Annotated in this window: 19 protein-coding genes and 1 pseudogene; 6 read left to right on the top strand and 14 right to left on the bottom strand. The window is 61.4% G+C overall.

Features of this window, described 5'->3' with window-relative positions; translation table 11 throughout:
• Window positions 1-64: 64 nt before the first annotated feature.
• Genes GGD57_RS20500 through GGD57_RS20490 form a run of 3 tightly spaced genes read right to left on the bottom strand, consistent with a single transcriptional unit; the run spans window position 65 to window position 3,531 of the window.
• Complete coding sequence (locus tag GGD57_RS20500) at window positions 65-946, bottom strand: patatin-like phospholipase family protein (RefSeq protein WP_010069358.1); 882 nt, start codon at window positions 944-946, stop codon at window positions 65-67.
• A 13-nt stretch (window positions 947-959) separates the two neighbouring features.
• A complete protein-coding gene (gene rsmD, locus GGD57_RS20495) occupies window positions 960-1,520 on the bottom strand; it encodes a 16S rRNA (guanine(966)-N(2))-methyltransferase RsmD (RefSeq protein WP_184472120.1) in 561 nt (186 codons plus the stop codon).
• A complete protein-coding gene (locus tag GGD57_RS20490; RefSeq protein ID WP_184472119.1) occupies window positions 1,501-3,531 on the bottom strand; it encodes a pseudouridine synthase in 2,031 nt (676 codons plus the stop codon). The genes rsmD and GGD57_RS20490 overlap by 20 nt, the downstream gene beginning before the upstream one ends.
• Window positions 3,532-3,621: 90 nt before the next feature.
• On the opposite strand from GGD57_RS20490, the gene GGD57_RS20485 reads away from it, so the two are divergent.
• The gene (locus GGD57_RS20485) at window positions 3,622-4,059 is read left to right on the top strand and encodes a nucleoside deaminase (RefSeq protein ID WP_184472230.1); all 438 of its coding nucleotides are present in this window, start codon (window positions 3,622-3,624) and stop codon (window positions 4,057-4,059) included.
• A gap of 204 nt (window positions 4,060-4,263) precedes the next feature.
• On the opposite strand, the gene GGD57_RS20480 is transcribed toward GGD57_RS20485, so the two are convergent.
• From GGD57_RS20480 to GGD57_RS20465, 4 genes are all read right to left on the bottom strand, one after another.
• Window positions 4,264-4,893, bottom strand: a complete 630-nt coding sequence (locus GGD57_RS20480) for a hypothetical protein (protein WP_184472118.1) — start codon at window positions 4,891-4,893, stop codon at window positions 4,264-4,266.
• Between the two features lie 131 nt (window positions 4,894-5,024).
• Window positions 5,025-7,916 (bottom strand): isoleucine--tRNA ligase, encoded by a 2,892-nt coding sequence (gene ileS, locus GGD57_RS20475; protein ID WP_184472117.1) that lies wholly within the window; start codon window positions 7,914-7,916, stop codon window positions 5,025-5,027.
• Between the two features lie 288 nt (window positions 7,917-8,204).
• Window positions 8,205-9,188, bottom strand: coding sequence for a bifunctional riboflavin kinase/FAD synthetase (locus GGD57_RS20470; protein ID WP_184472116.1), 984 nt, complete (start codon window positions 9,186-9,188; stop codon window positions 8,205-8,207).
• A 14-nt stretch (window positions 9,189-9,202) separates the two neighbouring features.
• Window positions 9,203-10,051, bottom strand: coding sequence for a TIGR01459 family HAD-type hydrolase (locus GGD57_RS20465; RefSeq protein ID WP_184472115.1), 849 nt, complete (start codon window positions 10,049-10,051; stop codon window positions 9,203-9,205).
• 281 nt (window positions 10,052-10,332) lie between these two features.
• Between GGD57_RS20465 and groES the strand changes: the two genes are divergently transcribed.
• The 3 genes from groES (at window position 10,333) to GGD57_RS20450 (ending at window position 13,494) form a co-directional block, all read left to right on the top strand.
• A complete protein-coding gene (groES, locus tag GGD57_RS20460; RefSeq protein ID WP_003545797.1) occupies window positions 10,333-10,629 on the top strand; it encodes a co-chaperone GroES in 297 nt (98 codons plus the stop codon).
• Window positions 10,630-10,698: 69 nt separating this feature from the next.
• A complete protein-coding gene (gene groL, locus GGD57_RS20455) occupies window positions 10,699-12,339 on the top strand; it encodes a chaperonin GroEL (RefSeq protein WP_184472114.1) in 1,641 nt (546 codons plus the stop codon).
• 708 nt (window positions 12,340-13,047) lie between these two features.
• A complete protein-coding gene (locus GGD57_RS20450) occupies window positions 13,048-13,494 on the top strand; it encodes a hypothetical protein (protein WP_184472113.1) in 447 nt (148 codons plus the stop codon).
• A gap of 206 nt (window positions 13,495-13,700) precedes the next feature.
• On the opposite strand, the gene GGD57_RS20445 is transcribed toward GGD57_RS20450, so the two are convergent.
• From GGD57_RS20445 to GGD57_RS20420, 6 genes are all read right to left on the bottom strand, one after another.
• Entirely contained in the window at window positions 13,701-13,991 is a 291-nt protein-coding gene (locus tag GGD57_RS20445; RefSeq protein WP_184472112.1) for a MurR/RpiR family transcriptional regulator, read from the bottom strand.
• A 135-nt stretch (window positions 13,992-14,126) separates the two neighbouring features.
• Window positions 14,127-15,119, bottom strand: a complete 993-nt coding sequence (gene iolG, locus GGD57_RS20440; protein ID WP_184472111.1) for an inositol 2-dehydrogenase — start codon at window positions 15,117-15,119, stop codon at window positions 14,127-14,129.
• A 42-nt stretch (window positions 15,120-15,161) separates the two neighbouring features.
• On the bottom strand, window positions 15,162-15,965 hold the full coding sequence (locus GGD57_RS20435) for a TIM barrel protein (protein ID WP_184472110.1): 804 nt from the start codon (window positions 15,963-15,965) through the stop codon (window positions 15,162-15,164).
• A gap of 83 nt (window positions 15,966-16,048) precedes the next feature.
• A complete protein-coding gene (locus GGD57_RS20430) occupies window positions 16,049-16,843 on the bottom strand; it encodes an ATP-binding cassette domain-containing protein (protein WP_184472109.1) in 795 nt (264 codons plus the stop codon).
• Window positions 16,844-16,845: 2 nt separating this feature from the next.
• Complete coding sequence (locus tag GGD57_RS20425) at window positions 16,846-17,967, bottom strand: ABC transporter permease (protein WP_184472108.1); 1,122 nt, start codon at window positions 17,965-17,967, stop codon at window positions 16,846-16,848.
• Window positions 17,968-18,092: 125 nt separating this feature from the next.
• A complete protein-coding gene (locus tag GGD57_RS20420) occupies window positions 18,093-19,040 on the bottom strand; it encodes a sugar ABC transporter substrate-binding protein (RefSeq protein ID WP_184472229.1) in 948 nt (315 codons plus the stop codon).
• 173 nt (window positions 19,041-19,213) lie between these two features.
• On the opposite strand from GGD57_RS20420, the gene GGD57_RS20415 reads away from it, so the two are divergent.
• Window positions 19,214-20,209 carry a LacI family DNA-binding transcriptional regulator gene (locus tag GGD57_RS20415; RefSeq protein WP_184472107.1) on the top strand — a complete coding sequence of 332 codons (996 nt, stop codon included), beginning with the start codon at window positions 19,214-19,216 and terminating at the stop codon, window positions 20,207-20,209.
• A 230-nt stretch (window positions 20,210-20,439) separates the two neighbouring features.
• Here GGD57_RS20415 and GGD57_RS20410 read toward each other — a convergent pair.
• Window positions 20,440-21,143, bottom strand: a pseudogene (locus GGD57_RS20410) (glutathione S-transferase N-terminal domain-containing protein).
• Between the two features lie 211 nt (window positions 21,144-21,354).
• Here GGD57_RS20410 and GGD57_RS20405 point away from each other — a divergent pair.
• The gene (locus tag GGD57_RS20405) at window positions 21,355-21,768 is read left to right on the top strand and encodes a DoxX family protein (protein WP_003588305.1); all 414 of its coding nucleotides are present in this window, start codon (window positions 21,355-21,357) and stop codon (window positions 21,766-21,768) included.
• Window positions 21,769-21,884: the final 116 nt, after the last annotated feature.

Genomic DNA, 21,884 nt, shown 5'->3' with positions numbered 1-21,884 from the left:
TTCCCGGCAAAGGCGCTTTGCGCTTTGCCTGGGAAAACCGCTTCGCACTTTTCCTGGAATTGCTTTAGCGCTTTAACCGCGCTTCGATCTCGCGGTCGAGGGCGAATTTCAACTCGTCCTTGACGCCGACCGACATGGCCAGCACGTCGCGGGCCTTGAGGAAGTCCATGACGCCGGTGCGCCCGACCGCCGGGCGCAGGAAGATGTGCGGCGGGCGCAGCTTCAGTTTCAGCGTGATCGCCGTCTGCATCATCAGCTGGCCGGAACCGAAGATGCTTTCCATGCGGTTCGGAATATGGGTGCCGTCACCCTCGGGCGCGCCGACGACATCGATGCCGACGACGATGTCGGCAAGATCCATCAGTGGTTCGTAGGGCACCGGATTGCTGATGCCGCCGTCGATCATCACCCGGCCGCGCAGGCGCACCGGCATGAAGACGGCGGGGATGGCGGAAGAGGCGGCCAGTGCCGGAAACAGCTCCCCCTCTTCGATGATGACTTCGCTTTGCCCGTAATAATCCGTGGTGATCACCTTCATCGGCACCAGCAGATCCTCGAAGCGGGCCGGCAGTTCGGAGGGCAGGAAGGCCTTGAGGATCCGCTCCAGATTGAACTGGCCGATGCGGATGCCCTTTGCCACCGCATCGCGCACCGTCGTCGGTCTCAGGCCCCAGATGCGGCTGACGACGGCCGTCTTGTTGCCGACGGTCGCCAGCGCATGTTCACGGATTTCGGCGCCGGACATGCCGGCGGCCATGCCAGCCCCCATGATCGCCCCCATCGACGAGCCGGATACCGCCACCGGCCGGATACCGAGTTCGTCGAGCGTCTCGATGACATGGATATGGGCAAGCCCGCGCGCGCCGCCGCCGCCGAAAGCAACAGCGACCGTTGGAAGATCGCTGATCGCAGGCAGTTTCGGGCTGATGATCTCTGCCTGCTGCACGCCCCGCCCCCGCTTATTGCGGCTGATACCGGAAGAAATGCACCCTCGTATCGCCAAAGATGCGGTTTTCGAGGAAGACATAGGAAGGATGCACGGAAACGACAATATCGCCGCGTTCTTCGAGCACCGCGATCGCGCCCGGCCGCAGCCAGCCGCCCATGGCGGCCGCCGCCATCGCCTTTTCGCCGAGGCCCTTGCCATAGGGCGGGTCGGCAAACAGCACGTCGAAGGGTTCGAGATTGCCGACGCTGCCGAGATCGGTGGCATCCCGGCGCAGGATGCGCGTGCGGCCGTGCAGGCCGAGCGCATCGATATTCTCCCAGAGCAGCGCCCTGCCCTCGACACTGTTTTCGACGAAGAGCGCATGGCGACAGCCGCGCGACACGGCTTCGAGGCCGACGGCGCCGGTTCCGGCAAAAAGGTCGAGGATCCGGGTGCCGTCGACGCATTCCGGATAGGCATGGCTCAATATATTGAACAGGCTCTCGCGCGTCCGGTCGGCAGTCGGCCGGATCTCGTTGGATTTTGGCACGGCGAGAGGCCGTCCGCGAAACTCACCGCCGACGATCCGCACCGCGCGTCATTCCCTTTCCTTTTCCACCACCTCTGGACGGACCGCCCGCAGGCCTGTCGCCGCCCGGCCGGTCACCGCCCGGCCTGTTACCGCCCGGCTTGGCGCCCTTTGGCTTACCGGAAAAATTCTTCGGCCCACCGGGCTTGCCGGCAAAACCCTTACCACGAGGCTTGTCACCGGAAGGCTTGTCGCCGAACGATCTTTCACCGCGCGGACGTTCGGAACGGCCCTCGCCGGCAAAGCTCCTGGCTGCGCGCGGACGCTCATCACCATCCTCACGCGGTCTGCGATCGCCACGCGGCTTGTCGCCGAACGGCCGATCGCCGCGGGAAGGACGATCGCCGAAAGGCCGGTCGCCGCGCGGGCGCTCCGAGCGAGCCTCACCGGTGGCGGCTCTGGCGGCACGGGGACGCTCGTCACCATCGCCACGCGGCTTGCGGTCACCGCGCGGCTTGTCGCCGAAGGGGCGATCGCCGCGTGAGGGACGATCACCGAAAGGTCGCTCGCCGCGCGGACGCTCCGAACGGCCTTCGCCGGCAGAGCTTCTGGCACGCGGGCGTTCATCCCCGCCTTCGCGGGGACGGCGCTCGCCGCGCGCCGGGCGGTCGCCAAAACCGCGGTCTTCGCGGGCCGGGCGATCCCCGAACGAGCGCTTGCGGCCAGCGCCTTCGCCCTCATCCTTGCGACGGGGCTCTTCGCTCGAGCGGATCCATTCGCCATCCTCCTCGCGCACACGGTTGATCGGCGTGCGCGGGCGATCCTCGATGCGATCGTACGCATTGTTCTTTGCCGGCGCCTGCTCGCCGCGACGGCGCGCGGTCTGCGCATTCTTGGCGGCTTTGGCCGCAGCCTTTTCGCCGAGCGGCCGGGCGCCGGGCGCCATCCAGACATTGGCGCTGCGGCGCTGGCCGAGCGGCTGGGGACGCTTCGGCTTGTCGTCGTCCCTGCGGCCGCCCTCGCGGCGATCGTCATCTCTGCGCCCGCCGCCGTGGCGGTCGTCACGCTTGGTGTCGAGGCGGCTCAGCGCCCGTTCACGCTTGTCCTCGCCGCGGCGCGGACGCTGTTCGCGCTTTTCCGGCACTGCGGCTTCAGCCTCTTCCTCGGCGGCAACGGCCGGGGCGTTATAGATCGGCGCGTCGAAATTAGCCTTGGCTTCCTCGATCAGACGCGGGCCAAGCTGGTCGCGCAGCGTGCGGCCGCGCACTTCGATGACTTGGCTTTCGGGCAAATCGCCGAGCTGGAACGGGCCATAGGAAATGCGGATCAGACGGTTGACGTCGAGGCCGAGCGCGCCGAGCACGTTCTTGATTTCGCGGTTCTTGCCTTCGCGAAGGCCCATGGTGATCCAGACGTTCGAGCCTTGCGTGCGGTCGAGCGTCGCTTCGATCGAGCCATAGAGCACGCCGTCGACGGCGATGCCGTCCTTCAGCTTGTCGAGCGCCTCCTGATCGATCTCGCCATGGGCGCGGACACGGTAGCGGCGCAGCCAGCCGGTCGCGGGCAGCTCGAGCGCGCGGGCAAGACCGCCGTCATTGGTGAGCAGCAGCAGGCCTTCGGTGTTGATATCGAGGCGCCCGATCGACATGACGCGCGGCAGTTCTTCCGGCAGGTTGTCGAAGACGGTCGCGCGGCCTTCCGGATCGGCATTGGTGGTCACCAGGCCCGCCGGCTTGTGATAAAGCCACAGCCTGGTGCGCTCGATGCCGCGGATCGGTACGCCGTCGACCTCAATGCGATCGGCCAGCGTGACGTTGACAACAGGCGTGTCGAGAGCCCTGCCGTTCAGCGTCACACGGCCTTCCATGATCATGCGTTCGATGTCGCGGCGGGAGGCAACGCCGGCGCGCGCCATCACCTTGGAAATGCGTTCTGCCTTCGCGTCGCCGTCGGTCTCGGCGGCGATCGCAGCCTTTGCCGGCTTGCCGCTGCCCGACTTGGCGCCGGTCTTCGGCTCGGTGTCCCGTGAAAACGGCTTTGCGCCCGGGCGTTTTGGCTTGTCTTTGGGTGTCATTTGTTGTTTGCCTGCCTTTTGGGCCTGTCTATCAGGTCACGCATCTGCGGTTAAGTGGAAATTCGTGCGATCGTGAAGACAAATCGTTTCATGGAGATGGCGCTCGAAGAGGCGCGGGCTGCCGGAGAACGCGGCGAGGTGCCGATCGGCGCCGTCGTCGTCATCGACGATATTGCCATTTCCAGCTCGGGAAACCGCACGCGCGAGCTCAATGACGTGACCGCCCACGCCGAAATCGCCGCAATCCGGCTCGCCTGCGAAGCGCTCGGACAGGAGCGCCTGGCCGGCGCCGATCTCTACGTCACGCTCGAGCCTTGCACCATGTGCGCGGCGGCCATCTCGTTTGCGCGCATCCGCAGGCTTTATTACGGCGCCGAGGACCCGAAGGGCGGCGGCGTCGACAATGGCGTGCGGTTCTATGCGCAGCCGACCTGCCACCACGCGCCGGAGGTCTATTCCGGCTTCAACGAGGTCGAGTCAGCCGAGATCTTGCGGGGCTTCTTTTCGCAGAGGCGAGAGGCGCCGTAATTCTCAGGTGCCCGGCATCATCTTCCGCTTTCGCGCGAATAGCTGCCCCTCACCCTAACCGTGCACTGCGAGAGGCCTGCCGGGGAACGGAGAGCTTGCGGAGTGGTCCCTTCGCCCCGTTTACGGGGAGAAGGTGGCGGCAGCCGGATGAGGGGCTGCCTTCGCCGGTCTCCCGGGACGGCGTCTAAACGCAGAGAAAAGCTGCTACTGCAGCAGGTTCCACCACTGCTTGCCGCTATTGGCGATCGCAGCGTCCTTCTTGCGCTTCTTCTGCTTCTTGAGCTCGGGCTCGCCGACATCGTCGAGCTTGGCCGGATCGTCGACCGTGCGGTAGCCGGGCGGCGGATCGGATATGTAGCGGCGCTGATCGACATAGGAGCCCTTCTGCAGGGCGCGGGCTTCGCGATAGGCCTTGGTCTGGGCTTCGGTCGTGCGGCGGCCGCCTTCGATGGCGGAGCTGGCGAGCGGCGAGCGGTAATTCGGATTGTCCGAGTTCGCATCGGCTTCCCCGACGAGGCGGGCGCGGGTTTCCTCCGGCGATTCGATCCACTGCGGATTGTCCTTGTTGGCGACCGTCTGCTGCGGCGCAACGAGGGTTTCCTTCTGCTCGGCGGCCGGCAGCACCAGCGTCGGGCGCGGCGTGTATTTGACGCCCTTATTCTTCGGGTCCGGCCCGGTCAACGACACGGACTGACCGAGGTCGTCGGTCAATTGCTCCATGGCTGTTTTGTCGGTGCCGTAGGTCGGGCTGCTGGCGCAGCTGGAGACCAGGGAGCATCCCGCCATGACGACAGACAGGCAGGCGCCCATACGGAACCAATGCGTTGCGAACATGAAAACCCTTCCAGCCACCGGTGCAATCGTTGCCCAACCGGACAACCGTCCCCCTGACGCAAAAATCCGGCCATTTTCAGGCAGCTTTTACCGGATGAACCGCGAAAACGCAATTCACCCGGCAAATATCTTCAAGCGCCGATGCCGAGTTCGCGCAAGGCGGCAGCGTCACGCTTGGAGACATCGGGATAGTCCGGATCGGAGCCGACATCCCGGGTGATGCGCCAGGAGCGGGCGCATTTCTCACCCTCTGCAAGCTTCGGCACGACGCTGACCTCGGGTACCTCGGCAAGGCGGAAAGCATCCGCCGGGCCAACACCTGCCTCGATCTCGATTGCCGAGGTGATGCAGACTTCGGTGAAGTCCTGACCTTCCAGCGCCTTCATCAGCTCCGCATCGGCGATGTGGACGACGGGAGCCGCCTCCAGCGAGGAGCCGATGCGCTTGTCCTTGCGCTCGATTTCCAGGGCGCCTGTCACAACCGAGCGGACGGCGCGGATCTTCTTCCACTTTTCCGCCAGGGCGTCGTTGCGCCATTCCCTGGCGACAGGGGCAAACTGCTCCAGATGCACGGAAACGGCGGACGGGTTGCGCGACAGCCAGGCCTCCTCGGTGGTGAAGGGCAGCATCGGCGCGAGCCAGGTCACCATGCAATCGAAGATCTGGCGGATGACGTGCAGGCTGGCGCGCCGGCGCAGGCTCGACGGCGCGTCGCAATAGAGCGCATCCTTGCGGATATCGAAATAGAAGGCCGAAAGCTCGACATTGGCGAAATCGATCAATGCGCGGGCGATCTTCTTGAAATCGAAGCTGTCGTAATTCTCGCGCACCAGCTCGTCGAGTTCGGCCAGCCGGTGCAGCATCAGCTGCTCAAGCTCCGGCAGGTCGGCAAGCGCGATCTCCTCGCCCTTGTCATGGGCGAGCGTGCCGAGCATCCAGCGGATGGTGTTGCGGAGCTTCCGATAGGCGTCGACATTGGTCTGGATGATCGTCTTGCCGACGCGCAGGTCATCGGCATAGTCCGAGGTCATCACCCAGAGGCGCAGGATATCGGCGCCGGCATCCTTCATCACTTCCTGCGGTGCGGTGACGTTGCCCTTCGACTTCGACATCTTCTCGCCCTTCTCGTCCATGGTGAAACCATGGGTGAGGACGGCGTTGTAAGGCGCACGGCCGCGGGTGGCAGCCGATTCCAGGAGCGAGGAATGGAACCAGCCGCGATGCTGGTCGGAGCCTTCGAGATAGAGATCGGCCGGCCACTTCAGGTCGGGGCGGTCTTCGAGCGTGAAGGTGTGCGTCGAGCCAGAGTCGAACCAGACATCGAGGATATCCATGACCTGCTTCCAGCGGGAATGGTCGTGGTCATTGCCGAGGAAACGTTCCTTGGCGCCTTCGGCAAACCAGGCGTCGGCGCCCTCATGTTCGAAGGCTTCGAGGATGCGGGCATTGACGGCGTCATCGACCAGGACCTCGCCCTCATCGTCGGCAAAGACGGCGATCGGCACGCCCCATGCTCGTTGACGGGAAAGAACCCAGTCGGGGCGGCCCTCGATCATGGCGCGCAACCGGTTCTGGCCGGCGGCGGGCACGAAGCGCGTGTCGTCGATCGCTCCCAGAGCGCGCGAACGCAGCGTCGTGCCGTCGGCAAGGGTCTTGTCCATATAGACGAACCATTGCGGCGTGTTGCGGAAGATGACCGGCTTCTTCGAGCGCCAGGAATGCGGGTATTGATGCTTCAGCCGGCCGCGGGCAAAGAGCGCGCCGCGGGCGATCAGTTCCTTGATGACGCGGTCGTTGGCATCGCCCTTCTTGCCGTTATCGTCGATGACGCGGGCGCCCTCGAAGCCGGGGGCGTCGGAGGTGTAGAAGCCGCCGTCATCGACCGGGAACGGGATCTTGGTCTCGATGCCGCGCGCCTCCAGCGTGCGGACGGCCGACATCCAGGCATCGAAGTCTTCGCGGCCATGGCTCGGAGCGGTGTGCACGAAGCCGGTGCCGGCGTCGTCGGTGACGTGGTCGCCATCGAGCAGCGGCACGGCGAATTCATAGCCGCCATCGAGGCCCTTGAAGGGATGGGCGCAGACCATCGCCGCGAAGTCCGCCTTAGAGACATCGCTCAAACGCTTGTACTGCAGCTTGGCCTTGGCGAAGGATTCCTCGGCCAGCTTGTCGGCAAAGATCAGCCTTTCGCCGGGACGCGGACCGAAATCATTCTCGGCCGCCGTCACCTCGTAGAGCCCGTAGGAGACACGTGCGGAAAAGGAGATCGCGCGGTTGCCGGGGATCGTCCAGGGCGTCGTCGTCCAGATCACCACGAAGGCATCCTTGAGCGCGGACGGACCTTCGACGACCGGGAATTTCACCCAGATCGTATCGCTCTCGTAATCCTGGTACTCGACTTCGGCTTCGGCCAGCGCCGTGCGCTCGACGACCGACCACATGATCGGCTTGGAGCCGCGATAGAGCTGGCCGCTGGCGGCGATCTTCAGGAGTTCGCCGGCGATGCGCGATTCCGCATGGAAATTCATCGTCGTATAGGGATTGTCGAAGTCGCCTTCGATGCCGAGACGCTTGAACTCTTCGGCCTGGACCTTGATCCAGCCGGTGGCGAATTCACGGCATTCCCTGCGGAACTCGTTGACCGGAACCTCGTCCTTGTTCTTGCCCTTCTCGCGGTACTTCTCCTCGATCTTCCATTCGATCGGAAGTCCGTGGCAATCCCAGCCGGGCACGTAATTGGCGTCGTAACCGCGCATCTGGAACGAGCGGTTGATGACGTCCTTGAGGATCTTGTTCAGCGCGTGGCCGATATGGATGTTGCCGTTGGCATAGGGCGGACCGTCATGAAGGACGAATTTCTCGCGGCCAGCGGCAGAGGCGCGCAGTTTCTTGTAGAGGCCCATCTCCTGCCAGCGCTTGACGAGCTCCGGCTCCTTCTGCGGCAGGCCGGCGCGCATCGGGAAATCGGTCTCGGGCAAATAGAGGGTCTTCGAATAATCGATCTTTTCGGCTGTGTCGGTCATAGCGGGACAATCGTTTCTGGCGGCCCGGAAAGGGGCGCTACGGGCGTGAAAAAGCTGGTGACGGAAGCGCTCATGTGAGAGCGCCAAAAACCCGGACCTCCCGGCCGCTTAGCGCGCGCGGAAGGCCGGGCCGATAATTCGCATCGTGATCGCCAGCCGAAATTTGGTCATAGCGCCGGTTCATAGGCGTTTTTGCCGGGAAAAGGAAGAGAAGAATTCACCGCGAGCGATCCCTCGGCGCGGGGGAAATTTTCGATTGCGTCAGAAAAATTTGGTGCCAGCGCAGCCTCAGGAAAAACAAAGCTTCCGATCGAGTTCGCCGAGCGGCCTGACACCTGCAAGCAGCGCCCTCGCCTCTTCCTCGTCGCGCTTGATCTGGGCGACGAGCGGATCGAGGCCGTCGAATTTCAGCTCGGGTCTGATATAGCCGAAGAAAGAGACGGCGCAGAGCTGACCGTAGAGATCGCCGCTGAAGTCGAAGAGATAGGTTTCGAGCAGCGGCGCGCCGTTTGCCGTCACCGTCGGGCGGCGGCCGTAGCTGGCGACGCCATCGTGCAGCGTGCCGTCCTGGCGGCGGAAACGGACGGCGTAGATGCCGGCGGCAAGATCGACCTCCGGCGGCAGGCGCATATTGGCCGTAGGAAAACCGAGCTGTCGGCCGAGCTTTTCGCCGTCGATCACCTCGGCTTCGACAGTATAGCGGTAGCCCAGCATGCCGGCGACTTCGCTGACGCTGCCTTCCTTCAAAAGCGCGCGGATATGGCTCGACGAGACGACATCGGCGTTTTCGTCGCGGAAGGCATCGATCAGGGTAACGCCGAAACCATAGGCCTGGCCGGCATTCATGAGAAAAGCCGGACCGCCCTCGCGGCCGCGGCCGAAATGGAAATCGAAGCCGGTGACGACTTCGGAGGCGCCGAGCCAATCCTTGAGGATCGAATGGATGAAATCATCGGCCGAGCGCTGCGAGAACTCATGATCGAAGGGATATTCGATGACGGCGTTGAAACCGAGCGTTTCCAGGATGCGGGCCTTGAGCGGCGCGGGCGTCAGCCGGAAGACCGGCGCCTGCGGCCGGAAGACCGTGCGCGGATGCGGCTCGAAGGTCAGCACCAAGGCCGGGATGCCGCGCGCCCTGGAGATTTCGAGCGCGCGGTTCAGCACCGACTGGTGGCCGCGATGCACGCCGTCGAAATTGCCGATGGCAATGACGCCGCCTTTGAGATGGGCGGGTAGAGGTTCCCGGGTTTCATTGCGGTGGAAAACGGTCATCGGCTGGCTTCTCTTTATGCGAGGCGTGGCATCCACCACTTGGGTGCGGCTTTTTCCCGATCGAGATAGGCGTTGAGGATCGCCTCGTCGGTCTCGCCGTTCAGGGTGTATTCCTTGGCGTGGATACCGCCGCTGATGTAAAGAAGGTCGAGGCCGTAATTCAAGGCGCCGCGCACATCGGTCGGCATGCCGTCGCCGATCGCCAGCACGCGCTCGACGGGGAAATCGCCGCGAAGCTCGCGGGCGGCAGCCAGCGTCGCCTCGTAGATCGGCCGGTGCGGTTTTCCGGCGATGCGGGTGCTACCGCCGAGTTGCTCATAATAGGCGGCCATGGCGCCGGCGCAGGGGATGATGCGATGGCCGCGCTCGACGACGAGGTCGGGATTGGCGCAGATCATCGGCACGTCGCGGGCTTTGAAATCAAGAAGCATGTCGGTGTAATCTTCCGGCTTCTCCGTCTCGTCGTCGAAAAAGCCGGTGCAGACGAGCGATTGCGCTTCGCCCGCCGGGGTGCGCTCGACGCCAATGCCTTCGAGCAGCGCCTTGTCGCGCTCGGGGCCGAGCAGAAAGACCGTCTTCGGCCCTTCGGCGATCAGCCGGCGCGTGACGTCGCCTGAGGTGACGATCCTGTCATAGGCGCTGTCGGGCACGCCGATCTGGCGCAATTGCTCGACCACCTGCCAGGAAAGGCGCGGCGAATTGGTGATGAGGACGACGGCGACACCGCTTGCGCGTGCCGCTTCAAGGGCAGCCGCCGCCTTCGGAAACGGATCGACGCCGTTGTGAACGACGCCCCAGACATCGCAGAGCACCACATCATAGTGACCTGTTATCTCCGAGAAGTTTTCTATCCGTCTGGCCATTCCGATTTCCCCGCTTCAGTCACCGGTGACATTGCAAAGGCGCAAGGCGATGGCAAGGCCTTTTCTTTGCCATGCTGCAACGGGCCGGGCTTCGGCGGCATTCTCCGATTATTCTCCCGCCTCTTCACAATTCCGGCACAAAAATTCGTGAGTGCTCTCATTGACTCCTCTTAGAGCCATCCCTAAATGCTCCTCGCTAGCACTCACCGCAAGGGAGTGCTAACATCTATCCATGTGGGCCGCTCCGGCCCGCGAATGTCATTCGATCGAGGGATTAGACAATGGCAAGCACCAACTTCCGCCCCCTTCACGACCGCGTCGTTGTTCGCCGCGTTGAGTCCGAAGCCAAGACCAAGGGTGGCATCATCATTCCCGATACCGCCAAGGAAAAGCCGCAGGAAGGCGAAATCGTCGCGGTCGGCTCCGGCGCGCGCGATGAATCCGGCAAGGTCGTCGCACTCGACGTCAAGGCTGGCGACCGCATTCTGTTCGGCAAGTGGTCCGGCACCGAAGTCAAGATCGACGGCGAAGACCTTCTGATCATGAAGGAAGCCGACATTATGGGCATCATCGGCTGATCAGCCGCTGGCCTTTCCGACTAGCCGACGGGTCCAGAACCCGGACACTCGAATTGAGGAGTTTCAATCATGGCATCTAAAGAAATCAAGTTTGGTCGCACCGCGCGCGAAAAGATGCTGCGTGGCGTCGACATTCTCGCCGATGCAGTCAAGGTAACGCTCGGCCCGAAGGGTCGTAACGTCATCATCGACAAGTCCTTCGGCGCTCCGCGCATCACCAAGGACGGCGTTTCCGTCGCCAAGGAAATCGAACTCGAAGACAAGTTCGAAAACATGGGCGCCCAGATGGTCCGCGAAGTTGCTTCGAAGACCAACGACATCGCCGGCGACGGCACCACGACCGCAACCGTTCTTGCCCAGGCGATCGTTCGCGAAGGCAACAAGGCCGTTGCAGCCGGCATGAACCCGATGGACCTGAAGCGCGGCATCGACCTCGCTGTGGCCGACGTCGTGAAGGATCTCCAGGCCAAGGCCAAGAAGATCTCCACCTCGGAAGAAGTTGCACAGGTCGGCACGATCTCGGCAAACGGCGACAAGCAGGTCGGTCTCGACATTGCTGAAGCCATGCAGAAGGTCGGCAACGAAGGCGTCATCACGGTTGAAGAAGCCAAGACCGCCGAAACCGAACTCGAAGTCGTCGAAGGCATGCAGTTCGACCGTGGCTACCTCAGCCCCTACTTCGTGACCAACCCGGAAAAGATGGTCGCCGACCTCGAAGACGTCTTCATTCTCCTTCACGAGAAGAAGCTCTCGAACCTGCAGTCGATGCTTCCGGTTCTGGAAGCCGTCGTTCAGACCGGCAAGCCGCTCCTCATCATCGCTGAAGACGTCGAAGGTGAAGCTCTTGCGACCCTGGTCGTCAATAAGCTGCGCGGCGGCCTCAAGATCGCTGCCGTCAAGGCTCCGGGCTTCGGCGATCGCCGCAAGGCCATGCTCGAAGACATCGCGATCCTGACCGGCGGTACGGTCATCTCCGAAGACCTCGGCATCAAGCTCGAAAGCGTCACGCTCGACATGCTCGGCCGCGCGAAGAAGGTTTCGATCTCCAAGGAAAACACCACGATCGTCGACGGTTCGGGCGCCAAGTCCGACATCGAAGGCCGTGTTGCCCAGATCAAGGCCCAGATCGAAGAAACCACCTCCGACTACGACCGCGAGAAGCTGCAGGAACGTCTTGCCAAGCTCGCCGGCGGCGTTGCCGTCATCCGCGTCGGCGGTTCGACTGAAGTCGAAGTGAAGGAAAAGAAGGACCGCATCGACGACGCTCTCAACGCGACGCGCGCTGCCGTTCAGGAAGGTATCGTCCCCGGCGGCGGCATCGCTCTCCTGCGCTCCTCCACGAAGATCAACGTCAAGGGTGCAAACGACGACCAGGAAGCCGGCATCAACATCGTTCGCCGCGCCCTTCAGGCCCTCGTTCGCCAGATCGCTGAAAACGCAGGCGACGAAGCCTCGATCGTTGTCGGCAAGGTCCTCGACAAGAACGAAGACAACTTCGGCTACAACGCCCAGACGTCTGAATTCGGCGACATGATCGCCATGGGTATCGTCGACCCGCTCAAGGTCGTTCGCACGGCACTGCAGAACGCTGCTTCTGTTGCATCGCTGCTGATCACCACCGAAGCCATGATCGCCGAACTGCCGAAGAAGGATGCCCCTGCCGGCATGCCGGGCGGCATGGGTGGCATGGGCGGTATGGACATGATGTGATAGGCCAACGGCCTTTCACAGCATCGTCCATAAAACCGCCCATCATCTAAGATGGTTCAGCGCGTCAAGCGCGCTGAACTGGCGGTATGGACATGATGTGATAGGCGAAAGCCTGCACTGATACCATTCCGATATCCGGAACAGGAAGGGCGGCCCCTCGGGTCGCCCTTTTCTTTTGCGCCGCAGCGGCTGAGTGATGCGATATCGATTCGACAGGTGAGACGTTTCATTCGACCGATGAAGGCTCGCTATCACAGGCCCCGGGCGCGAAGCTTGCGCGAAACTTGCGTCGCAGCTTCTCCTTGTTTCGCCGACATCGCAGCGCCGCGGCAGAATTTCCTGCTTCCTAAGGCGTGGAAACCGCCGCAAAACCCTTGAGGACGATGGTCTGGTGACGATTTCCGCAAAACGGCTCGGACATGCGGGCATTCAGGAAATGGCAGCAATCCGAATAGCCCTTAAAAAGCCGTTGCCGTTTGTCGAAAAGCCCCTATAAATCCGCGCTGCAATTGAAGCGCGCCGGGCGAATCTCGCCATCAGACGAGGCCAGAGCGCGGAAGGCGATACGTGGACATTCGGGTTCTGAAGGCCTGATCATTGTGTCAACGATCGCCGGGTGCGCGGGCATAATGCCCGCAGCGACATGATCCTGTTTCTTTGTGTTTGCCGAGCGTGCGGTGAGGAGCCGCATGCGAACGGGGGAACGCCTTGTTTAAGATCGCCAATGCCAATGCAGCCATTCCTTTGACGCCCGGCTCGCTTGATCACCATAATCAAAATGACGAGATGGTGGCGCAGTTTTCCATTTCCGAAGCCTGGACCGGGGATCTGTCGAGCGGCATGCTCCGTCTCGGCGAATGGAGCACGATGCTGCACGGCCTCTCCGCAAGGGACTGCGGACTGCTAAGCCTGATCCGCTGCTACGACAGCAAGGACCGCGGCCACGTCTTGGAGCTGTTCGAGCAGGCGGCGACCCTCTGCTCCTCCTTCTGTTTTTCGACGACGATCATCATGCCGAACGGCTTGCGCCAGCCGCTCTTCTGCATGGGCGAGTCGAACGGGCTCGAAGAGAAATACAGCGGCAGCATGGCCGGCGTCTTCATCTTCCCGCGCTTCAAGCTCGAAGGCGCCAGGCAAATCACAAGTTCGCGATAGGAGAGGGTTAGGGAGTGAAGGCAGGCATCCGCGCGAATGCGACAGTCATCTGCCCTCAAAATGCACCCAGACAGGGCGCTGCCCTCTTTTCGGGGTTGGCGCAGGACGGCCGCGTCGCCAAGGGGAGACGGCAAACACTGATCGATCAGTCTCTCGCAGGCTTAGATCGGTTTCGACTGCGCAACCGTCCTGACCGGACGATTTTGTTAGTGTCCGCGATATACGGCGCTCTTGCGAAGGTGATTTCTTATCATCGCGCGAAGCTCGCCGAATGTTTGAAACCCAATATGCTGTGCAAGTCGGTGGACCGTTGTTTGAGAAACCCTGCAATTGCGCGCAATCACAGCAGCACTTTCGAAAGCAACCATTTCCGGCCGGTCTATGATCTGCCTCGCAACCTGTTCTAGACTATTGGAAAAGACGATCTGCCGCTTGGCGATCAGATACTTCAGTTCCTGCAGTGTCGCTGGAGGACGGCGGTCTCTATCTTGTGGCATTTCGCTTCACCTTTCAAAGAACTGCCTTCCGGCAATCTCAACGCGACCCGGACACATATCGCGAGGCGGCACGTCACCCCCGGTAGCGATGCAGCAATGTGAAGACATCAGCGCATCGCACCGCATCAAAGCTCGTTAATCGACCTGCACCGGTCTGCCCGTCTGCCAGCTCACGGTGGCGGCCTCAGCCAGTTTCTGAGCCTGAAGGCCATCCAACCCGCCTGGCCTCGTCGACGAGTTGCCGCTGTCGATCGCTTCGATGAAGGCGTTGATCTCGTTGGCGTAGGCCTGCGCATATCGTTCAAGAAAGAAATATTGAACAGGATCGCCGCTCACGCCGTCCGCATTGGAAAGTTCGACGCTTGTTGCATGGATATTCTTCGCCGCAAGCATACCGGCGGCTCCATGCACTTCGATGCGTTGGTCATAGCCATAAGTTGCCCGGCGGGAATTGGTGATGACGGCAATGCGGCCCGAAGCCGTCTGCATCTGCACAGCGGCGGTATCCACATCGCCCTCGGCGCCGATTGCCTTGTCGACGAGAGACGACCCAAGCGCGTTCACGACGACGAATTCCTCCCCCATGAGAAAGCGAGCCATATCGAAGTCATGGATCATCATGTCCCGGAACAGGCCGCCGGAGGATTTGACGTAGTCGGCCGGCGGCGGCGCGGGATCTCGGCTGGTGATCGTCACGATCTCGATTTCGCCGATATCGCCGCGGCGCAGGCGCGCTTCCACGCTGGCAAAGTTCGGGTCAAACCGGCGATTGAAACCGATCATGAAGGTCGATTTGTTCTTCTCGACGACGTCGAGGCAGGCATTGATGCGCTCGACCGACAGGGACACCGGCTTTTCGCAGAGTATTGCCTTGCCGGCCCTCGCGGCCGCCTCGATGAGATCGGCGTGGCTGGGGGTCGGTGTCGCGATGAGGATCGCATCCACGTTTGGGGTCTTGATGACATCTTCCGCATCGGCAACCGCGGCGCCCGTCTGCGCGGCCAGTGCCTCAGCTGATGCTCTGAAGGCATCCGCCACATAGACGAGCTTGGCCTTGGGGTTCGCCGCAATGGTCGCGGCGTGCACCTTGCCGATCCGGCCAGCGCCGATCACTCCAAACCTGATCATTGATATTTCTCCGTGATATGTAAGTGTTGACTATCGAAATCTTCAAACAGTGAAGGCGTCGCGGAAGCGGGCAAGCGCCGTCTCATCATCGCCGGAGGCCCAGGCTTCCATGCCGATGGTACCGCGATAACCCATTTCCTTGAGCGCACGGGCGATTGCCTTGTAGTTGATTTCTCCGGTGCCCGGTTCCATGCGGCCAGGAACATCCGCCACCTGGATTTCACCGATATGGGGCAACGCGCGCCGGCATAGCTCGATCAGGTTTCCTTCGCCGATCTGAGCGTGATAGAGGTCGAGATTGAGCTTCAGAGATGGTCGGCTTACCGACGAGACGAGAGCAAGCGTATCCTCCGCCTTGGCAAACGGCGTCTTGGGGTGATCGACGGCTTCATTGAGGTTTTCGAGCACAAAGGTGACGCCCTCTTTCTCTCCAAGGTCGGCGATGCGGTTGAGCGTGTCGCGCGCCTTGAGCCACATGGCGCCCGTTACCTTTTCGGCCTTGACCACCGGCAGACCCTGGCCATCGAGACCGGTCCCGTGCAGGTTGAGGCGCGGGCAACCGAGCTCCCTGGCGATCGGGATCGATTGCTTCGCAGTTCGTAGCAATTCGTCGGCGCCCTCATCATCCGCGAGCGTGCCGGTCACATAGCCCGTCATTGAAGAGAAGACCGCCCCGGATTTTGCTAGGGTGGCGATGTCATGTTTCGTCCAGTCCCAGATCTCGGCATGAAAGCCAAGTTCGGTGATGCGCTTCAGCCTGTCGAGGACAGGAAGCGACTTGAAGACCATCTCAGCGCAGACGGCGAGCGTGAAGGGGGATGAGGCATTCGACGAGCCGTCGTTCATGACCGTATTCCATGTTTGATAATTGAGTGAAAGGCGGCGACGGCCTTTGGAAGGCACCCGACGCCGCCTCGGTAGTAAGCCGGCTAGATCGTTCCGCCGAGCTCTTCGGACAATTGCTGCAGTTCCTTACCACCAGCCATCAAGTTCTGAAGCTCGTCCATCGCGATATCCGCCTTGGCAAAAGTGCCAAGCGTCTGGCCGCGATTGAGGATGGTGAAACGGTCCGCGACCGCATAGGCGTGCCGGACATTATGCGTGATAAAGATCACCCCCAATCCGTTCTGTCGGACCTGGTGTATGTATTTCAGCACCATCGAGGTTTGCGCCACACCGAGCGCCGAAGTCGGCTCATCGAGAATGAGAATCTTGGCGCCGAAGTAGACCGCACGCGCAATCGCAACGCATTGGCGTTCGCCCCCGGACAGAGTGCCGACCGCCTGATTGGGATCGCGGATATCGATGCCGATCTTACGCATCTCTTCTCGCGTGACATCGTTGCAGTGCGTGAGGTCGAGGTGACGGAAGGGGAAGAAGCCCTTGCGGGGCTCTCGCCCCATGAAGAAATTGCGGGTGATCGACATCAGCGGGATCATGGCAAGGTCCTGATAGACGGTCGCGATCCCTGCATCGAGCGCGTCGCGCGGGCTGCGGAAATTGACCGGCTTGCCTTCGACCAGGAACGCACCTCCGCTTGGACGGACGACACCGGAGAGCGTCTTGATCAAGGTGGATTTGCCCGCACCATTGTCTCCAAGGAGGCAAAGCACTTCTCCGGCCGACACCTGCATCGACACGCCGTTGAGTGCAATCACGGAACCGTAGTGCTTGGTGATGTCGGTCACTTCGATGATCGGCGTTCGATTATTGACGTCTGGCATGATCAGCGCTCCCCGGTAACCTTGCGGCGGATGAAATTGTTGAAGAGAACAGCCAGCAACAGCATCGAGCCGAGAAAGACCTGAAACCAGTCGGAGTCGAATTTGGTATAGGTCAGGCCGATGGAAACCGAGCCGAAGATGATCGCTCCGAAGAAGGCGCCGATCGCCGAACCATAGCCGCCTGTGAGCAGGCATCCTCCAATGACGGCGGCGATGATCGCCTCGAACTCTTTCTGAAAACCGCGTCTCGCATCAGTCGACCCCGCGTCAAGCACGGTGATGATGGCGACCAGCGCTGCGGCACACGCCGTCAAGGCGAACAGGCCGGTCTTCACCCTGTGGACAGGCACACCCGAGTTTCTTGCTGCATTCGGATCGCCACCGGCTGCGAATATCCAGTTGCCCATGCGGGTGCGCAGCAGGACCCAGGTTGCAGCCAGGGCAAGTGCGACGAACCACAGGACCGACACGGGAATGCCCGTGACCTTCGGCAGGCCATTGGGGAACTTGTCGATTAAGTCGTGATCTGCAAGCCAGACGAATAGGCTCTTCAGAGCATCGCCGGAAAAGATCCCGAGCAGCGGACTGTCCTTCACATGGTCACCGATGCCGCGAAGCTGCGTCGAGCCGCCTGTCGCCCACTTCAGGCCGACGAGCGTCAGGCCGCGAAGAATGAAGAGGAATGCCAGGGTCACAATGAAGGACGGAAGACGGGTATGAATGACGATCTGCCCATTGATCGCACCCATGAACGCGGCAAAGAGCATCGTCATGACGATGGCAACCGAAAGCGGCTGACCGAAGTTCGTGAGGATGACGCCGAAGATCAGTCCGGCAAAAGCCACCATTGAGCCGATCGAGAGATCGAACTCTCCTCCGATCATCAGAAGTGCCGCTGCAATGGCCAGAATCCCCAATTGCGATGCGGGCGCCATGATCGTCATCAGGCCCGAAAGCGAGAACATCGTCGAATCTGCGGTGAGAAAGAAAAAGACGATGACGAGAACGAGTCCTGCCACGGCACCAAGCTCGGGCCGCCGCATCATATGGGTCAGAAAACTCACTTGTTTGATGCGCTCATCGGGTTTCGGCGCGGCCGCCCTCGTCTGCTCAAGCGAAGCCATAACTCCTCCAACGGTATCGTAATCTAGGGTAGCGGCGGCGCTGCTCGACAGCGCGCTGTGTCAGCCGAACCCCCTCCCCATCAAGGGGGAGGAGATTCTGGGAGAATGCCTTTCGGCAATTCCGGTCAGCGAATGCCCTTGGCGGAAAGATCCACAACCTGGGCAGCCTTTTCCTTGGTGATAAGGTTCGGGCCGGATGGAACATTTCCCCCTGGGATAAGCCCGTATTTGGCATAGTTAGCCAAGAATACGACCGGCAGATAGCCCTGCAGGAACTGCTGCTGATCGATCGCGAATGCAGCCTTGCCGTCGGCCACGGCCTTCAGGAAATCGGCTGAAAGGTCGAATGTCGCCACTTTGATCTTGCCGGTCATTCCGACATCCTCGACGGCCGCGAGCGACGGCTCGCCGGCCGTGCCCGCACCGAGCGCCATGACGGTATCAACAGCCGTATTGGAACTCAGCGCCGCCTTGACCTTCGCGCGGACATCGGCCGGATCGTTGCTGACGGGCAGGACCGTGACCTTCCCGCCGAAACCATCGGCAAAGCCCTTGCAGCGCAGGTCGAGCGAAACATTGCCGACCTCCTGGTTCACGCAGAGGCCTTCTTTGCCGCCCAACTCATGAAGCTTCGCGCCAGCGGCCTTGCCGGCGGTATACTCGTCCTGGCCGACATGCAGAAGCGCTCCCAACTCCTTGGAAACGTCAGAACCGGAATTGATGGAAATCACCGGGATACCGGCAGCGACAGCCTTCTTGATGGATGGACCGAGCGCGGAGGCGTCCGGCACTGAGACGATAAGCCCGTCGGGCTTCTGATTGACGGCAGCATCGATGAGCTGCCCCATCGACACCATGTCGAAGGTTTCCGGAGCGCGATAATCGACGCTAACACCCATGTCCTTCGCCGCTGCGTTGACGCCGTTCTTGACGACGGACCAGAACGGATCATTGGCCTGGCCGTGGGTCACGGCGACAATGCGGATGTCAGCAGCGTTGGCAATTACCGAGGAGCACATGAGCGCAGCAGCGACAGCCGCACCCGCGAGAAGCGATTTCAGTCCGAATTTCATTTTACCCTCCCAAAAACGGTTCGCGCTATGCAAACCTCCAATGCTACCGGTTGCATCTCCATTTGCACCCGGTAGCAAGCTCGACAAAACTACTTTATTGTCGGCAGAAATCAAGTATCCGTTCCATTTTTATTTTTTTGTGGAATATTCATTCCACTGAGGAGGAGGCAGTCATGCGCAAACGGGCGACGGCGAAAGAGGTGGCGGAAGCCGCCGGCGTGTCGAAATGGACGGTGATCCGCGCGTTTACACAAGGCGCATCGATTACGGACGCCAGCCGGCAAAAGGTTCTTCAGGCGGCCGAGGCCCTGAATTATTCGCCCAACCTGCTTGCCCGCAGCCTTGCGACGAACACGACACACCAGGTCGCCGTCTTCGTCGACGACTTCGCCAACCCGCACAAGCTCCCGGTTCTGGAGAGGTTAACCGAGCGCCTGCAAGCGGAGGGTCTATTGACCGTATTGATCAACATTAACCGCCATTTCGATCATGTTCACGCATTGATTAATGCCGACCAACGACAATTCGACGCGGTGATCCTGTTCGGCACCGCCTTTCGCGAGGAAACGCTGGGCGATCGACGGCTTGGCGCAGGTTTCCCGCCGATGTTCGTTCTTGCAAGGGACAGCCAAATCCCCGGCGTTCCCGCGATCGCTTGCAACGCCGAACTCGCTCTAAGCGAAATCGTCGACTACCTGTTCGACAAGGGATATCGCCGCCCCGGCTTTATGACGGGAGCGCGAACCCTGTCGACGGCGCTGGGCAGGCGGCATCACTACGCAAATTTCTGGCGACGGAAAGGCGTCGAAGTGATCACAGAATTGGCAGCGGAAAGATATAGCGCACAGGCGGGCGCCGAGGCCGCACGCACTTATTTGAGCGCCACTTCGCCCACATCGCGCATCGACGTACTGATGTGTGAAAATGACATCTTGGCCCTGGGAGCGATGGATGTCGCCCGAAGCGAATTCGGGCTTGGAGTTCCACAAAACTTGGCAGTCGTCGGCTTCGACAATATCGAACTCGGCGGGGCTCCGGCCTACGAACTGACCAGCTACGAACAGCCCACTGACGAGATGATCAACGCCGTGGTCGAAATGATAACCGGCAAGCGCGACGCCGAGATGGTTGTCATGCAGGGCCGACTTGTGCCGAGGTCATCGGCATGAAGTATCCTTGCGTCGCACTGGTCGAGCGGCGTCGAAAGCACATGCAACACGGATCGTGACCGCGTCGCCGTCGTCACCGACGAAGTCGATCCGCCAGCCACTGTGTTGATAGACCATCTTGGTGTCTGTCAGATGCATGGCTCACCCCTTGCCGAGAAGTTTGCGGGCTCAGTCAGCAATCTTAAGCCCTCCCCGAGCCCACTCTGCGTACTTTCCGACTGATCCAGTCGCTACTCCGGCTTGACGGGTATGTTCAGGCCCCTTTCGCTTGCCGGACGGGCGACGCAGCGCTGCAGCAGACGGCGGGGAATTTCGCATAGTCGAGAACCTCGCGGCCGCCATAGAAGATGTCGGCGCCGCGGACCCAGGTGAAGGTGGTGATGTCGGCGATCGTATATTGATCGCCCATGATCCACTGACGGCCCTTCAGCCGGCCTTCGAGCACGCCGAGCAGGCGTTTGGATTCATCGCGATAGCGCTCCACCGGATAGGAATTGTTGGCGACCTTGTCGGCGGCGAATTTGTAGAAATGCCCGAACTGACCGAACATCGGGCCGATGCCGGCCATCTGGAAGAACACCCACTGGATGCATTCATAGCGGCCGGCGGCATCCTCGGGGATGAGCTTACCGGTCTTTTCCGCGAGATAAAGCAGGATGGCGCCGGATTCGAACAGGCCGATCGGCTTGCCGCCCGGGCCGTTCGGATCGATGATCGCCGGAATGCGGCCGTTCGGGTTGAGAGATTCGAATTCCGGCGACTTCTGCTCGTTGACGGCGAAGGAAATATAATGCGGCTCATAGGCGAGCCCGAGCTCTTCGAGAGCGACCGAAACCTTCACCCCGTTCGGCGTCTGCAGAGAATAGAGCTGGATGATGTCGGGGTTTTTAGCCGGCCAGCGCGTCGTAATCGGAAATGCGGAAAGATCTGCCATCGGATTCTCCTTGTTGGGTGGCGACCATAAAAGACTGGCTTTGTGAAAGGCAAGCGACGACGGCAGGACATTGTTCCATATTATTGAACGAACTGTCCGCTTCCGTTTATCTTTCCATAATAGAAGAAAAAGGCGACATAGGAGGCATCCGAGGTCCATCCGGTGCCGGGGCACCCAGATCTCCAGAGTCCTTCAAACGGAGACAACATCCATGTCGAACGCCATTATCCTGATTGCCCGCATTCTTCTTTCCTTCATGTTCATCCTTTCCGGCTTCATGAAGCTCACCGATCCTGCCGGTACTGCGGGCATGATCGCCGGTGCCGGCCTGCCGGCAGCAACCCTGTTGGCCTATGTCGCAGGCCTTTTCGAACTGCTGGCCGGCCTTGCCGTTCTTACGGGCTTCCAGGTCCGCATTGCCGGCTGGCTGCTCGCCGCCTTCTGTGTCTTCACGGGCGTTGCCTTCCACCTGCCCTACGCAAGCGGCACGGAACTGGTGAACATTCTCAACCAGATCATGGTCATGAAGAACATCACGCTGGCCGGCGCGTACATCCTGCTCGCCACCGTCGGTGCCGGTGCCTATTCGATCGACGCACGCCGCGGCGCCTACGCAGCCGCCTGATACCAGCAGACATCCTCCCATAATCGGCATAGGGGGCGATCGCTGTGATCGCACCCCTGCCACACCACCCGGCATGCGGGTCCGCACCGGGCGGTTCGAGAGATTGAGGTTTATGC

Origin of the sequence: Rhizobium esperanzae (assembly GCF_014197615.1) — a bacterium.
Taxonomy (GTDB): Bacteria; Pseudomonadota; Alphaproteobacteria; order Rhizobiales; family Rhizobiaceae; genus Rhizobium; species Rhizobium esperanzae_A.
This window is presented reverse-complemented; position numbering and strand designations above follow the sequence as displayed.